The sequence below is a fragment of the Pantoea sp. X-Soil-ISGK-421 genome (assembly GCF_059730785.1).
Genome location: NZ_AP035979.1, coordinates 1,019,747 through 1,032,995, shown reverse-complemented (window position 1 = coordinate 1,032,995; position 13,249 = coordinate 1,019,747). Strand labels below are relative to the sequence as shown.

The 13,249-nt window shown below is 54.0% G+C and carries 12 protein-coding genes; 9 read left to right on the top strand and 3 right to left on the bottom strand.

Annotated elements, in window-relative coordinates; all coding sequences use genetic code 11:
- Nucleotides 1–203: 203 nt before the first annotated feature.
- The 6 genes from cyoA (at nt 204) to AC6I8K_RS04620 (ending at nt 6,454) form a co-directional block, all read left to right on the top strand.
- Nucleotides 204–1,130 carry a cytochrome o ubiquinol oxidase subunit II gene (gene cyoA / locus AC6I8K_RS04645; RefSeq protein ID WP_064740451.1) on the top strand — a complete coding sequence of 309 codons (927 nt, stop codon included), beginning with the start codon at nt 204–206 and terminating at the stop codon, nt 1,128–1,130.
- A gap of 4 nt (nt 1,131–1,134) precedes the next feature.
- Complete coding sequence (gene cyoB, locus AC6I8K_RS04640; RefSeq protein WP_064740450.1) at nt 1,135–3,117, top strand: cytochrome o ubiquinol oxidase subunit I; 1,983 nt, start codon at nt 1,135–1,137, stop codon at nt 3,115–3,117.
- On the top strand, nt 3,117–3,731 hold the full coding sequence (locus AC6I8K_RS04635) for a cytochrome o ubiquinol oxidase subunit III (RefSeq protein WP_007886985.1): 615 nt from the start codon (nt 3,117–3,119) through the stop codon (nt 3,729–3,731). Before cyoB ends, AC6I8K_RS04635 begins: the two co-directional genes overlap by 1 nt.
- Nucleotides 3,731–4,060, top strand: coding sequence for a cytochrome o ubiquinol oxidase subunit IV (locus AC6I8K_RS04630; RefSeq protein WP_007886986.1), 330 nt, complete (start codon nt 3,731–3,733; stop codon nt 4,058–4,060). Before AC6I8K_RS04635 ends, AC6I8K_RS04630 begins: the two co-directional genes overlap by 1 nt.
- 11 nt (nt 4,061–4,071) lie before the next feature.
- Nucleotides 4,072–4,959, top strand: coding sequence for a heme o synthase (cyoE, locus tag AC6I8K_RS04625; RefSeq protein ID WP_008103945.1), 888 nt, complete (start codon nt 4,072–4,074; stop codon nt 4,957–4,959).
- A 130-nt stretch (nt 4,960–5,089) separates the two neighbouring features.
- On the top strand, nt 5,090–6,454 hold the full coding sequence (locus AC6I8K_RS04620) for an MFS transporter (RefSeq protein ID WP_064740448.1): 1,365 nt from the start codon (nt 5,090–5,092) through the stop codon (nt 6,452–6,454).
- A gap of 33 nt (nt 6,455–6,487) precedes the next feature.
- Here the strand turns inward: AC6I8K_RS04620 and adhP are convergent, their stop codons facing one another.
- Nucleotides 6,488–7,522: an alcohol dehydrogenase AdhP gene (adhP, locus tag AC6I8K_RS04615; protein WP_494517262.1), complete on the bottom strand. Its 1,035-nt coding sequence runs from the start codon at nt 7,520–7,522 to the stop codon at nt 6,488–6,490.
- A gap of 36 nt (nt 7,523–7,558) precedes the next feature.
- The gene (exaC, locus tag AC6I8K_RS04610; protein WP_497826292.1) at nt 7,559–9,079 is read right to left on the bottom strand and encodes an acetaldehyde dehydrogenase ExaC; all 1,521 of its coding nucleotides are present in this window, start codon (nt 9,077–9,079) and stop codon (nt 7,559–7,561) included.
- A 275-nt stretch (nt 9,080–9,354) separates the two neighbouring features.
- Between exaC and AC6I8K_RS04605 the strand changes: the two genes are divergently transcribed.
- Complete coding sequence (locus AC6I8K_RS04605) at nt 9,355–11,127, top strand: sigma-54-dependent Fis family transcriptional regulator (RefSeq protein WP_497826291.1); 1,773 nt, start codon at nt 9,355–9,357, stop codon at nt 11,125–11,127.
- Here the strand turns inward: AC6I8K_RS04605 and AC6I8K_RS04600 are convergent.
- Nucleotides 11,124–11,615 (bottom strand): YajQ family cyclic di-GMP-binding protein, encoded by a 492-nt coding sequence (locus AC6I8K_RS04600; RefSeq protein ID WP_064740444.1) that lies wholly within the window; start codon nt 11,613–11,615, stop codon nt 11,124–11,126. The two genes, AC6I8K_RS04605 and AC6I8K_RS04600, sit on opposite strands and share 4 nt — an antisense overlap.
- Nucleotides 11,616–11,740: 125 nt before the next feature.
- Between AC6I8K_RS04600 and panE the strand changes: the two genes are divergently transcribed.
- A complete protein-coding gene (panE, locus tag AC6I8K_RS04595) occupies nt 11,741–12,661 on the top strand; it encodes a 2-dehydropantoate 2-reductase (RefSeq protein ID WP_064740443.1) in 921 nt (306 codons plus the stop codon).
- The gene (gene yajL, locus AC6I8K_RS04590) at nt 12,615–13,223 is read left to right on the top strand and encodes a protein deglycase YajL (protein WP_483816914.1); all 609 of its coding nucleotides are present in this window, start codon (nt 12,615–12,617) and stop codon (nt 13,221–13,223) included. Before panE ends, yajL begins: the two co-directional genes overlap by 47 nt.
- Nucleotides 13,224–13,249: the final 26 nt, after the last annotated feature.

Genomic DNA, 13,249 nt, shown 5'->3' with positions numbered 1-13,249 from the left:
TACCATTGTTTTTTGTTATATTAACGCCAACTGCTTGTCGCAGTTAATAATTTGTCACCCTGCGTAACATCTGTGACACCCTTAGCAAAAGGTGTCAACAGCCTTCTGACACATCCTTAAGCTGGTTTACACTGCATAAACCTTCCCGTAAAATGCGCGCACACTTAAACGACAATAGAGCCCTTTGTCATTGAGGTCGTTAAATGAGACTCAGTAAATACAATAAAAGTTTGGGGATTTTGTCATTAATTGCAGGCGCTGTATTACTCAGCGGCTGTGATAGTGCGTTGTTAAATCCCAAAGGACAGATTGCACTGGAGCAACGTTCGTTGATTCTGACAGCTTTCGGCTTGATGATGATCGTAGTTATCCCGGCAGTCTTCATGGCAGTATTCTTTGCCTGGAAATATCGGGCAACCAATACTAACGCAACTTATAGCCCTAACTGGTCACACTCGAACAAAGTGGAAGCCGTGGTCTGGACCATTCCGATCCTGATCATTATCTTCCTCGGCGTTTTGACCTGGAAATCAACCCACGCGCTGGAGCCGAGCAAACCGCTGGTTTCTGACGTTAAACCGGTTGAGATCGATGTAGTCGCGCTGGACTGGAAATGGCTGTTCATTTACCCGGAACAGGGTATTGCCACCGTTAACCAGATTGCCTTCCCGGCAAATACTCCGGTGAACTTCAAGATCACTTCCAACTCCGTGATGAACTCCTTCTTTATTCCTACTCTCGGCAGCCAGATCTATGCGATGGCCGGTATGCAGACCAAACTGCATCTGATCGCCAACGAGCCAGGAACATTTGACGGTATCTCTGCCAACTTCAGTGGTCGTGGTTTCTCTGGTATGAAGTTCAAAGCCATTGCAACGAAAGACGATGCGGAATTCCAGCAGTGGGTTGCCAAAGTTAAAGCGGCACCTAACGCGCTGAACACCATGGATGATTTCGAGAAACTGGCTACGCCAAGCGAAAATCACCCGGTGGAATATTTCTCTACGACGAATCCTGAACTGTTCAAGCAAGTTATTGATAAGTTCAAGATGAGCCACGGGAAGATGGACATGCCAGGACATGAAGGCATGGACATGAGTCACGCCGCTTCCGCGGGAGCCGAGGAATAATACGATGTTCGGAAAATTAACACTGGATGCAGTGCCATACCACGAACCCATTATCGTGGTTACGGTCGCCGCTATCATCTTAGGTGGTCTGGCACTGGTTGCTGCGATTACCTATTTTGGTAAGTGGCAGTACCTGTGGTCAGAATGGTTCACCTCCATTGACCACAAAAAACTGGGTATCATGTACATCATCATGGCTTTCGTCATGTTGCTGCGCGGCTTTGCCGATGCGGTAATGATGCGTACCCAACAAGTGATGGCTTCCGCTGGGGAAGCCGGCATACTCCCGCCACACCACTACGACCAGATCTTCACGGCTCACGGCGTGATCATGATCTTCTTCGTGGCGATGCCATTTGTGGTAGGTCTGATGAACATCGCAGTACCGCTGCAAATCGGTGCACGTGACGTTGCCTTCCCGTTCCTGAACAACCTGAGCTTCTGGTTTACCGCGATCGGTGTGATCCTGGTGAACATCTCTCTGGGTGTGGGCGAGTTTGCACAGACCGGCTGGTTGGCTTATCCGCCGCTTTCGGGTGCGGAGTACAGTCCTGGCGTCGGGGTCGATTACTGGATCTGGAGTCTCCAGCTGTCCGGTATCGGTACCACGCTGACCGGTATCAACTTCTTCGTTACCATTCTGAAGATGCGTGCGCCGGGCATGGACCTGTTCAAAATGCCGGTGTTTACCTGGGCATCACTGTGTACTAACGTCCTGATCATCGCTGCGTTCCCGGTACTGACCGTTACGCTGGCACTGTTGACACTTGACCGTTACCTTGGCTTCCATTTCTTCACCAATGAAATGGGCGGTAACATGATGATGTACGTCAACCTGATTTGGGTCTGGGGTCACCCAGAAGTGTACATCCTTGTTCTGCCGGTATTTGGTGTCTTCGCTGAAGTCACTGCGACCTTCTCTAAAAAGCGTCTGTTCGGTTACACCTCTCTGGTGTGGGCGACCATCGCGATTACCGTACTGTCGTTCATCGTTTGGCTGCACCACTTCTTCACCATGGGTGCAGGCGCTAACGTAAACGCCTTCTTCGGTATTATGACGATGATCATCGCTATCCCGACCGGCGTGAAAATCTTCAACTGGCTGTTCACCATGTATCAGGGTCGCGTTGAGTTCCACTCAGCGATGCTGTGGACCATCGGCTTCCTGGTTACCTTCTCTATTGGTGGTATGACAGGTGTTCTGCTGGCGGTTCCGGGTGCAGACTTCATTCTGCACAACAGCCTGTTCCTGATCGCGCACTTCCATAACGTGATTATCGGTGGTGTGGTGTTCGGTTGTATGGCTGGCGTGACCTACTGGTTCCCGAAAGCATTTGGCTTCACGCTGAATGAAAAATGGGGTATTCGCGCGTTCTGGTTCTGGATCATCGGCTTCTTCGTGGCATTCATGCCGCTGTATGCGCTGGGCTTCATGGGTATGACGCGTCGTATCAGTCAGGATATCGATCCACAGTTCCACTCTCTGCTGGTGGTTGCAGCAGGCGGTGCGGCGCTGATCGCGTGCGGTATTCTGTGCCAGCTGACCCAGTTCTACGTTTCTGTGCGTGACCGCGACCAGAACCGCGATCTGACCGGTGACCCGTGGGGTGGACGTACGCTGGAGTGGGCAACCTCTTCACCGCCGCCGTTCTACAACTTTGCTGTTATCCCTCAGATCCACGAGCGCGATGCGTTCTGGGAAATGAAAGAGAAAGGCGAAGCGTACAAGCAGCCAGAAAAATATGAAGAAATTCATATGCCGAAAAACAGCGGCGCAGCTGTTGTTATCGCGGCCCTGATGACTGTGTTCGGTTTCGCTATGATCTGGCATATCTGGTGGCTGGCTGGCCTCACATTCGTGGGTACTATCGTGACCTGGATTGTGAAGAGCTTCGACGAAGACGTGGATTACTACGTACCGGTTGCCGAAGTCGAGCAGATCGAGAAGAAGCACTTTGACGAAATCAGCAAAGCAGGTCTGAAATAATGTCAACTGAAACTGCAAAACACCACCACGACGCCCATGCGGAGCATGGGCATCACGATGCAGGAGCCAATAAAGTCTTTGGCTTCTGGATCTACCTGATGAGTGACTGCATTATCTTCGCAACCCTGTTTGCGACCTATGCAGTTATGGTCAATAACACTGCCGGTGGCCCGGCAGGTAAAGACATCTTCGAACTGCCGTTCGTCCTGGTCGAAACCGCGCTGCTGCTGCTCAGCTCCATTACCTATGGTATGGCAGTGATCGCGATGAACAACCAGAACAAGGGCTCGGTCATCAGCTGGTTAGCCTTGACCTTCCTGTTCGGTGCGGGCTTCATCGGGATGGAAATCTATGAATTCCATCACCTGATCAAGGAAGGCTTTGGTCCTGACCGCAGCGGCTTCCTGTCAGCGTTCTTTACGCTGGTCGGCACGCACGGTCTGCACGTGACCTCTGGCCTGATCTGGATGGCAGTCATGATGTTCCAGATTTCTAAACGTGGTCTGACTGCAACCAACCGCACCCGTATCATGTGCCTCAGCTTGTTCTGGCACTTCCTGGATGTGGTATGGATCTGCGTATTCACCGTTGTCTACCTGATGGGAGCCATGTAATGAGTCATTCTGTTAACGAACATGGCGCTTCGCACGGTAGCGTGAAGTCTTACATGATCGGCTTCGTCCTCTCTATCATCCTGACCGGTATTCCGTTCTGGATGGTAATGGATGGCGGCGCTTCACACGGCACTATTCTGGGTGTGGTTCTGGTGTGTGCGGTAGTTCAGGTGCTGGTTCACCTGGTCTACTTCCTGCACCTGGACAGCAAATCAGAAGGTGGCTGGAACATGGTGGCCATTGTCTTCTCAGCACTCATCATCTTGATTGTTGTAGTGGGCTCACTGTGGATTATGTGGAACCTCAACTACAACATGATGGCCCACTAAAGAGTCGCGTAATGATTAAGCAATACCTGCAAGTAACAAAACCAGGAATTATTTTCGGCAATTTAATTTCTGTGATCGGTGGATTCCTGCTGGCTTCGAAAGGCAGCATTGATTACACCCTGTTTCTCGCCTCGCTGGTTGGCGTATCGCTGGTTGTCGCATCAGGTTGTGTTTTCAACAACGTGATTGACCGCGATATCGACATCAAAATGGAGAGAACGCGGAACCGTGTTCTGGTCAAAGGCCTGATCTCGGCGAAAGTAAGCCTGGTTTATGCAACCGCATTGGGTATTGCTGGCTTTGCGTTGCTGTATTTCGGCGCTAATCCGCTGGCCATGTGGCTGGCGGTGATGGGCTTCGTGGTCTACGTAGGCGTTTACAGCCTCTATATGAAGCGTAACTCTGTCTACGGCACACTGATTGGTAGCCTTTCTGGCGCTGCGCCGCCGGTAATTGGCTACTGTGCAGTGACCAACCAGTTTGATGCTGGCGCGTTGATTTTACTGGCTATCTTTAGCCTGTGGCAGATGCCGCACTCCTACGCGATTGCCATCTTCCGCTTTAAAGATTATCAGGCGGCCAACATTCCGGTTCTGCCGGTGGTGAAAGGCATCTCGGTGGCAAAAAATCATATTACGCTGTATATCCTGGCGTTCATGATTGCCACGCTGATGCTGACCCTTGGCGGTTACGCGGGCTACAAATATCTGGTGGTGGCTGCGGCCGTTAGCGTGTGGTGGCTCGGCATGGCACTCTCAGGTTACAAAACTTCAAACGATAAAGTTTGGGCGCGTAAACTGTTTGTGTTCTCGATTGTTGCGATAACCGCCCTGAGCGTGATGATGTCGGTTGATTTCATGACGCCAGCATCGAAAGACCTGCTGACTTACGTCTGGTAATTCAGCTCCGCAAAACCAGAAAGGGCGCGATTTTCGCGCCCTTTCTTTTTGTTACCACTGCTTAAGAACAAATGTTTTACCCGCCCTGCCCTGCTGCCTAAAATGGGCGCAGCATAATTTTGAGGTAAACATGAACGACAATAAAATGACGCCAGTAGAGCTTCGCGCTACATGGGGTTTAGGTACGGTTTTTTCCCTGCGCATGCTGGGGATGTTTATGGTCTTGCCGGTACTGACCACGTACGGCATGGCGTTACAGGGCGCCAGTGAAACATTGATTGGTCTCGCCATCGGTATCTATGGTTTGGCACAAGCCCTCTTCCAGATCCCCTTCGGTCTCCTTTCCGATCGCGTTGGCCGTAAGCCGCTGATCGTCGGCGGACTGCTGCTGTTTGTTTTCGGCAGTATCATCGCGGCCACTTCAGATTCCATTTGGGGCATTATTTTAGGCCGCGCCTTACAAGGCTCAGGCGCGATTGCTGCTGCCGTAATGGCGCTGCTGTCAGATTTAACCCGTGAACAGAACCGCACCAAAGCGATGGCGTTTATCGGCATCAGTTTTGGCGTCACCTTTGCCATTGCGATGGTAGTTGGCCCGATAGTGACTCATGCCTTGGGCTTGCACGCGCTATTCTGGATGATCGCTATCCTCGCCACGCTCGGTATTGTGATTACGTTATTAGTGGTGCCGAACGCGCCGAACCATGTATTGAATCGTGAATCGGGCATGGTGAAAGGCAGCATTCGCGCGGTGCTGGCCAATCCAAAACTGTTAAAACTGAATATCGGCATTCTTTGCCTACACATTCTGCTGATGTCGAGCTTCGTCGCGCTGCCGGGACAGTTTGAACAAGCGGGTTTACCGGCAGCCGAACACTGGAAAGTCTATCTGGTGACGATGCTGGTGGCCTTTGTTGCCGTGGTGCCTTTCATCATCTACGCCGAAGTGAAGCGCCGCATGAAGCGCGTGTTCGTTGCCTGTGTGGCCATCATCATCATCGCAGAAATCGTTTTATGGGGCGCAGCGGGCCACTTCTGGACGCTGGTGATTGGTGTGCAGCTGTTCTTCCTCGCCTTCAACCTGATGGAAGCCATTCTGCCGTCGCTGATCAGCAAAGAGTCGCCGCCGGGCTACAAAGGCACCGCGATGGGCATCTACTCCACCAGCCAGTTCATTGGCGTAGCGATTGGCGGCAGTATGGGGGGTTGGATCTTTGGTCACGTCGATGCACAAACTGTATTTCTGGTCGGTGCGATTGTCGCGGCAGCATGGCTGTTTGTGGCGATGTCGATGCAGGAACCGCCTTACGTGAGCAGCCTGCGCATCATGCTCAGCGATGCCGTTTTGGCGGTACCGAACCTTGAAAAGCGTTTGAAAGCACAGCCGGGCGTGGCGTCAGTGTTCATCGTGCCGGAAGAGAAAAGCGCTTACATCAAAATAGACAGTAAAGTGACGAGCCGCGTCGAACTCGAAGCGCTGCTCGCCAGCTGCTAAAGCATCAGCCCGACCGTTGCGTCGGGCTTGTTGTTACAGCGACATATCCACCACGATGCGCCCTTCAATTTTACCGGCGTGCATACGCGCAAAAATATCGTTGATGTTAGCGAGCGGCTCCACCGCCACGGTGGCTTTCACCTTGTGACGACCGGCGAAATCCAGCGCTTCCTGCAGGTCTTTGCGCGTACCGACAATAGAACCACGCACCGTAATGCCATCCAGCACCATATTGAAGATCGACAGATCGAATTTGCCCGGCGGCAAACCGTTCAGCACCATGGTGCCGCCACGACGCAGCGTACCAATCGCCTGTTCAAATGCTTTCGGTGAAACAGCCGTGACCAGCACGCCATGTGCTCCGCCGAAGCTCTCCTGAAACACTTTCGCCGGATCGACATTTTTCGCATTCGCCACCACGCTGGCACCCAGACGTTTCGCGAACGCCAGCTTCTCATCATCGATATCCACTGCTGCGACGTTCAGGCCCATGGCGACCGCATACTGCACCGCCATATGCCCTAAACCGCCGATGCCAGAAATCACCACCCAATCGCCGGGTTTGGTATCGGTCATTTTTAATCCTTTGTACACGGTGACGCCCGCACAAAGGATTGGCGCGATTTCGTTGTAATCGACGTTATCCGGAATGATGCCGACATAGTTGGCATCGGCGAGGCAATATTCCGCGAAGCTGCCATTCACCGAGTAACCGGCATTTTGCTGCGCCAGACACAGTGTTTCCCAACTATCCAGACAGTGTTCGCAGTGGCCGCAGGCGGAATAAAGCCATGGCACGCCGACGCGATCGCCCATTTTCAGATGCTTGACGCCTTCACCCAACGCCACAACCTGACCTACGCCTTCGTGGCCGGGAATAAACGGAGGATTGGGTTTGACTGGCCAGTCACCTTCAGCCGCGTGCAAATCGGTGTGGCACACACCGGTTGCTGCAATCTTCACCAAAACCTGTCCCGGCCCGACCTGCGGTACCGGCACCTGCTCAATCACCAGCGGCTCGCCAAAAGCTTTCACGACAGCGGCTTTCATGGTGGTTTTGATTTGCATATTCATCTTTCACTCTCCATTTGATCGGATGCGGTCTCAGAACAGGCCCAAAGGCGCGGTACCGTAGCTAACCAGCAGATTTTTGGTTTGTTGATAGGCGCTCAATGCCATTTTGTGCGTCTCACGACCCACACCCGATTGCTTGTAGCCGCCGAATGCTGCGTGAGCGGGATAGATGTGATAGCAGTTGGTCCAGACGCGACCGGCTTTGATGCCGCGTCCCATGCGATACGCCAGATTGGTATCGCGCGTCCACACGCCAGCCCCGAGACCGAACTGGGTTTCGTTGGCGATGGCGAGTGCTTCTGCCTCATCCTTAAACGTGGTGACGCCAATCACCGGCCCAAAAATCTCCTCCTGGAAACAGCGCATCTGGTTAGTTCCTTTGATTAACGTCGGCTGAATATAGAATCCGTCATTCAACTCAGCGGCAACGCTTGCGCGATCGCCTCCGGTCAGAATCTGCCCGCCTTCGTCGCGTGCGATGTTGATATACGACAATATTTTGTCGAATTGCTGGCGCGAAGCCTGCGCGCCGATCATGGTGTCAGTATCCAGCGGATCGCCGCGGCGGATGTTCGCCACCTTCGCCATAACGCGATCCATAAAAGGTTGATAAATCGATTCATGAATCAATGCGCGCGATGGACAGGTACAGACTTCGCCCTGATTGAAGAAGCCGAGCACCAACCCTTCCACCGCTTTCTCAATAAACTCATCCTCACCATCCATCACATCGGCGAAGTAGATGTTCGGCGACTTGCCGCCCAGCTCAACGGTGCAGGGAATGATGTTTTCGGCGGCGCAGGCCATAATGTGTCGGCCCACGGGCGTTGAACCGGTAAAGGCGATTTTGGCGATGCGTTTGCTGGTCGCCAGCGCTTCACCCGCTTCACGACCAAAGCCCTGAACCACATTCAACACGCCAGCCGGGAACAGATCGCCAATCACTTCCATCAGCAGCGTAATGCCCAGCGGCGTTTGTTCCGCCGGTTTCAGCACCACACAGTTCCCCGCCGCTAACGCTGGCGCCAGTTTCCACGCCGCCATTAACAGTGGGAAGTTCCACGGAATAATTTGCCCCACTACACCCAGCGGTTCATGGAAGTGGTACGCCACGGTCGTTTCATCGATCTCGGCGGTGCTGCCCTCTTGCGCACGCAGACAACCGGCGAAATAGCGGAAGTGATCCACCGCCAGCGGCAAATCGGCATTCAGGGTTTCGCGGATCGGTTTGCCGTTATCCCAGCTCTCCGCCACCGCCAGTTGTTCGAGATTGGCTTCGATGCGTTCCGCCACCTGCAACAGAATGTTAGCGCGATGCTGCACGCTGGTTTTCCCCCAGGCGTCGGCAGCCTGATGCGCCGCATCCAGCGCTAAATCGATATCGCGCGCATCCGAACGAGGGAACTGCGCGATATCGCTGCCATTCACTGGCGAAGTGTTAGTAAAGTAGTGGCCGCTGAGCGGCTCGACGAATTTGCCCGCAATATAGTTGCCGTAAGTCGCCTGAAATGAAACCAACGCGCCGGGCGTGCCGGGATGTGCATAACGCATCGCAAACTCCTTTATGTAGGGTCAGATAATCTGAAAGGAAAATCTCCCTCCAGATCACTCGCTGTCAAAGGAGCTATTGCAGCGTGCGTGCCAGCTTTTTTCATCAGACGATTATTGGAGAAATTGTTATCTACATCATCATGTTATTCATCTGATCGCAGCATGGCTTGCAGATGTTGTGCAGAAAACTTCACCATCTGTGTTGCGTATCGCAACAGTAAAGAAACTGACTCGCTACAATGCCGCAACACTTTCGCTTGGGCATGAGGTCATCAATGCAGGGAAATCTATCCGCGTCTGCCGTTAACACCAATCCGCTGTTAAGCGACTCCTGGTTCCGTAGCCAGCAGTATGGTCTCGACCGCACCGCCGATGACTTCCCGCGAGTTCGACAAGGTGAGCTTGCCGACTTACTCGCCAGCAATGCCGGCCTGCAACAGTTCGCGCAGCCCGTCATTAAGCAACTGGCGCAAAAGTTAGCCGAGAAACAATCAGTGCTGATTTTGTCGGATGCCACCGGTTTGGTGCTCAATACGTTTGGCGATATGCCCTCAATGAAAAAAGCCCAGCGTTATGCATTGGCGCCGGGTAATTTGTGGAGTGAATGTGGCCGTGGCACCAATGCGATTGGCACCGCGCTGGCGATTGATGACGGCTGTGAGATTGACGGTCATCAGCACTTCCTGACGCTCAATCAAGGCTTGTATTGTGCAGCGATGCCGCTGCAAATGCCGACGGGTCAAATTGCGGGCGTACTGGATATTTCTGGCCCAGCCCACTTCCCCCACCCGCAAACCTTTAACTGGGTCAAAGCGGCAGCAAAACAGATCGAATATCTGTGGGTGAAGCAGAGCCTGCATCCGCAGCAGTGGTTGATGAGCCTGCATTTTCAGCCGCAGGGCATTGATACCAGCGATGAACTGCTGCTGGTGTTCTCAGATAACGTCCTGACCGCCGCCAATCGTCTGGCGATCCGCGAACTGGCGCTCAAGGTCGAGCAACTTGGCAGCGTAACTTTCCAACAGCTGTTCCCGCAGCAGCCGCAACAAGCCAACACCCTTCCCGTTCCGCTTGATTACGCCACGCAGCGCTACTATTTCCGCCTGCGGGCACCACAGCGTAGCCATTTCGCCACGCCGGGCGAGCCCGCCCGCGATCTGCCCTTCCCGCTGAGTCGCGATGGCGAAAAAATGGTGCGCCTGCTCAATGCGGGCGTTTCGTTATGCATTCATGGAGAAACCGGCAGTGGAAAAGAGTATGTCAGCCGCGCACTGCATCAGCAAAGCCGCTGGCGTACAGGCAAGTTTATTGCCATTAACTGCGCAGCGATCCCCGAAGCGCTGATTGAATCCGAGCTGTTTGGTTATCAACCTGGCGCATTTACCGGCGCGAGCAAAAATGGCTACATCGGCAAAATCCGTGAAGCGGATGGCGGCGTGCTGTTTCTTGATGAAATCGGCGATATGCCGCTGACGCTGCAAACTCGCTTACTGCGTGTGCTGCAGGAGAAAGAAGTCGCGCCGCTCGGATCCAGCCGCAGCTGGCCGGTGAATTTTGCGGTGATTTGCGCTACCCACCGTGATTTGGCACAGCGTGTAGCTGAAGGTGAATTCCGTGAAGATTTACTCTATCGGCTGCAGGAATTTTCCATGACCATTCCACCGCTGCGCGATTGGCCCGATGTGGAAGGTTTTATCCGCCGTTTATGGCTGGAACTGGGCGGCGCGGATCGCGATATTCAGATTTCGCCGGCACTGCTGACGGCTCTGGCGCAGCTGCCATGGCCGGGCAACGTGCGGCAATTGCGCAGCTTGCTACGCGTGCTGCTGGCGCTGGCGGATGACGGCGAGGAAGTGACTGAGGTGCATTTACCGGCAGAATATCGTCGCGCAGCGTCGCAGCCACCCTTCGATCGGCAGAGTCATGATGAGCGCTTGATTAGCGAAACGCTGCAGCGCTTCAATGGCAATATCAGTAAAGCGGCGGCCGCATTGGGCGTCGCGCGCAGCACGCTCTATCGTCGTGCGGCGCGCGACAAACGCGATTAGTCGCGGAAGTTTTTGAACTGGAAAGGCTGACCGAGGTTGCCACCGCGCACCAGCGCCATCGCACCTTGCAGATCGTCGCGTGACTTACCGGTGACGCGCAGTTCTTCACCCTGAATCTGCGTCTGCACTTTCAGCTTGCTGTCTTTGATCAGCTTCACCAGCTTTTTCGCGATATCGCTTTCAATACCTTTCTTCAGCTTGGCTTCCACCGACCAGCTTTTACCGCTGTGCACGATCTCTTCTGGCACGTCAATCGCCGCGCCTTCAATACCACGCTTCAGCAGCTTTTCACGCAAAATATCCACCAGCTGTTTGACCTGGAAATCAGATTCACTGCTGAGTTTGATGGTCTCATTCTTTTCGTTGAGCTCAATGGTTGCACTCACGTTACGGAAATCGAAACGGGTTGAGATCTCGCGGCTCGCATTCTCCACGGCATTTCGCACTTCCGACAATTCGACTTCGGAAACGATATCGAAAGATGGCATCTTTTCTTCTCCTGATACTAAAGTGACATGCATAATACGCGTCTTGTGGCGCTAATAAAACACGATACGCGGAAAGCTATACTTACTCGTATCGTGAAAACAGGAACCCGCCCACGGGAGGCAAAATGAAAATTACCGTGTTAGGGTGTGGCGCCTTAGGTCAAATTTGGCTCGCCGCTCTCGCCCGTCAGGGACATGATGTGCAGGGTTGGTTACGTGTGCCGCAGCCGTATTGCTCAGCCAACGTGGTCGATCCGCAAGGCCAGGTGAGTAATCACACCTTTATCGCCAACGATCCGCTGTTCCTCGCCGAAAGCCAGCTGTTACTGGTGACACTTAAAGCGCCGCAGGTTTCACCTGCGGTGAAGAACCTGCAAAGCGTGCTGCCGACGCATGCCCCCATTCTGCTGCTGCATAACGGCATGGGAACGCTGGAGGAGCTGAAAGATCTGCGCCAGCCTCTGCTGCGCGGCATCACCACGCACGCTGCGATGCGCGATGGCACAGTGATCAAACATATTGCGCACGGCATCACGCACATCGGTCCTGCCAATCGGGAGAGCGCCGCGCTAAGCGATGTCGCCGATATTCTGCATCAGGCGCTGCCGGATGTGGCCTGGCATGACAATATTGCCGCCGCCAGCTGGCGCAAACTGGCGATCAACTGCGTCATCAATCCGATGACCGTTGAGCATGATTGCCAGAACGGCGCACTGCGCGCCTGGCCGGCACAAATCGCCACCTTGTGCGAAGAGATCGCCTGGGTGATGGAGCGCGAAGGCCAGCATATAGCGGTGGATAATCTGCGCGACATTATTTACGACGTGATCGATAGCACCGCCGCCAATACCTCATCGATGTTGCAGGATGTGCGGGCGCAGCGTCTGACTGAAATTGATTACATCACTGGCTACCTGTTACGTCGCGCCCGCGCGCAGGGCATTTCGCTGCCGGAAAATACCCGTCTCTACGATCTGATTAAACGTAAGGAGTCCCACTATGAGCGCGAACGCATCGGTTCTGGTTTGCCTGGCACATGGAAGTGAAGAGACCGAAGCGGTCACCACTATCGATTTGCTGGTACGCGGCGGGATAAGCGTCACCACCGCCAGCGTGGAGAGCGATGGCACACGTGAGATCGTCTGTTCGCGCGGCGTGCGCCTGCTGGCGGATGCGCCTTTAGTTGAGGTCGCGGACAACGAATACGACGCGATTGTGCTGCCCGGTGGTTTGAAAGGCGCGGAAACCTTCCGCGATAGTCCATTGCTGGTAGAAACCGTGCGCCAGTTCCATCTCTCCAGCAAGATTGTGGCGGCAATCTGTGCTGCACCGGGCACGGTGTTGGTGCCGCACGATCTCTTTCCCGTTGGCAATATGACCGGCTTTCCCGGCCTGCGTGACACCATTCCGGACAGCAAATGGATGGAGCGTCGCGTGGTGTGGGATCCGCGCGTCAATCTGCTGACCAGTCAGGGACCGGGCACTGCCATTGATTTTGCGTTAAAGCTGATTGATTTGCTGGTGGATAAAGAGACGGCGCGCGAAGTGGCTTCGCAACTGGTGCTGGCGGCGGGCATTTATAACTATCAGGAGTTCGAAGAGCGCTGAATGGCAGAGGTCGCCATGAAGGGCGT

Bases quoted from the DNA above. Each gene is read 5' to 3' on its own strand.
- yajL (WP_483816914.1), top strand. From the start codon at position 12,615: ATGAGCGCGAACGCATCGGTTCTGGTTTGCCTGGCACATGGAAGTGAA.
- panE (WP_064740443.1), top strand. From the start codon at position 11,741: ATGAAAATTACCGTGTTAGGGTGTGGCGCCTTAGGTCAAATTTGGCTC.
- AC6I8K_RS04600 (WP_064740444.1), bottom strand. From the start codon at position 11,615: ATGCCATCTTTCGATATCGTTTCCGAAGTCGAATTGTCGGAAGTGCGA.
- cyoA (WP_064740451.1), top strand. From the start codon at position 204: ATGAGACTCAGTAAATACAATAAAAGTTTGGGGATTTTGTCATTAATT.
- AC6I8K_RS04605 (WP_497826291.1), top strand. From the start codon at position 9,355: ATGCAGGGAAATCTATCCGCGTCTGCCGTTAACACCAATCCGCTGTTA.
- adhP (WP_494517262.1), bottom strand. From the start codon at position 7,522: ATGCAAATCAAAACCACCATGAAAGCCGCTGTCGTGAAAGCTTTTGGC.
- exaC (WP_497826292.1), bottom strand. From the start codon at position 9,079: ATGCGTTATGCACATCCCGGCACGCCCGGCGCGTTGGTTTCATTTCAG.
- cyoB (WP_064740450.1), top strand. From the start codon at position 1,135: ATGTTCGGAAAATTAACACTGGATGCAGTGCCATACCACGAACCCATT.
- AC6I8K_RS04635 (WP_007886985.1), top strand. From the start codon at position 3,117: ATGTCAACTGAAACTGCAAAACACCACCACGACGCCCATGCGGAGCAT.
- AC6I8K_RS04630 (WP_007886986.1), top strand. From the start codon at position 3,731: ATGAGTCATTCTGTTAACGAACATGGCGCTTCGCACGGTAGCGTGAAG.
- AC6I8K_RS04620 (WP_064740448.1), top strand. From the start codon at position 5,090: ATGAACGACAATAAAATGACGCCAGTAGAGCTTCGCGCTACATGGGGT.
- cyoE (WP_008103945.1), top strand. From the start codon at position 4,072: ATGATTAAGCAATACCTGCAAGTAACAAAACCAGGAATTATTTTCGGC.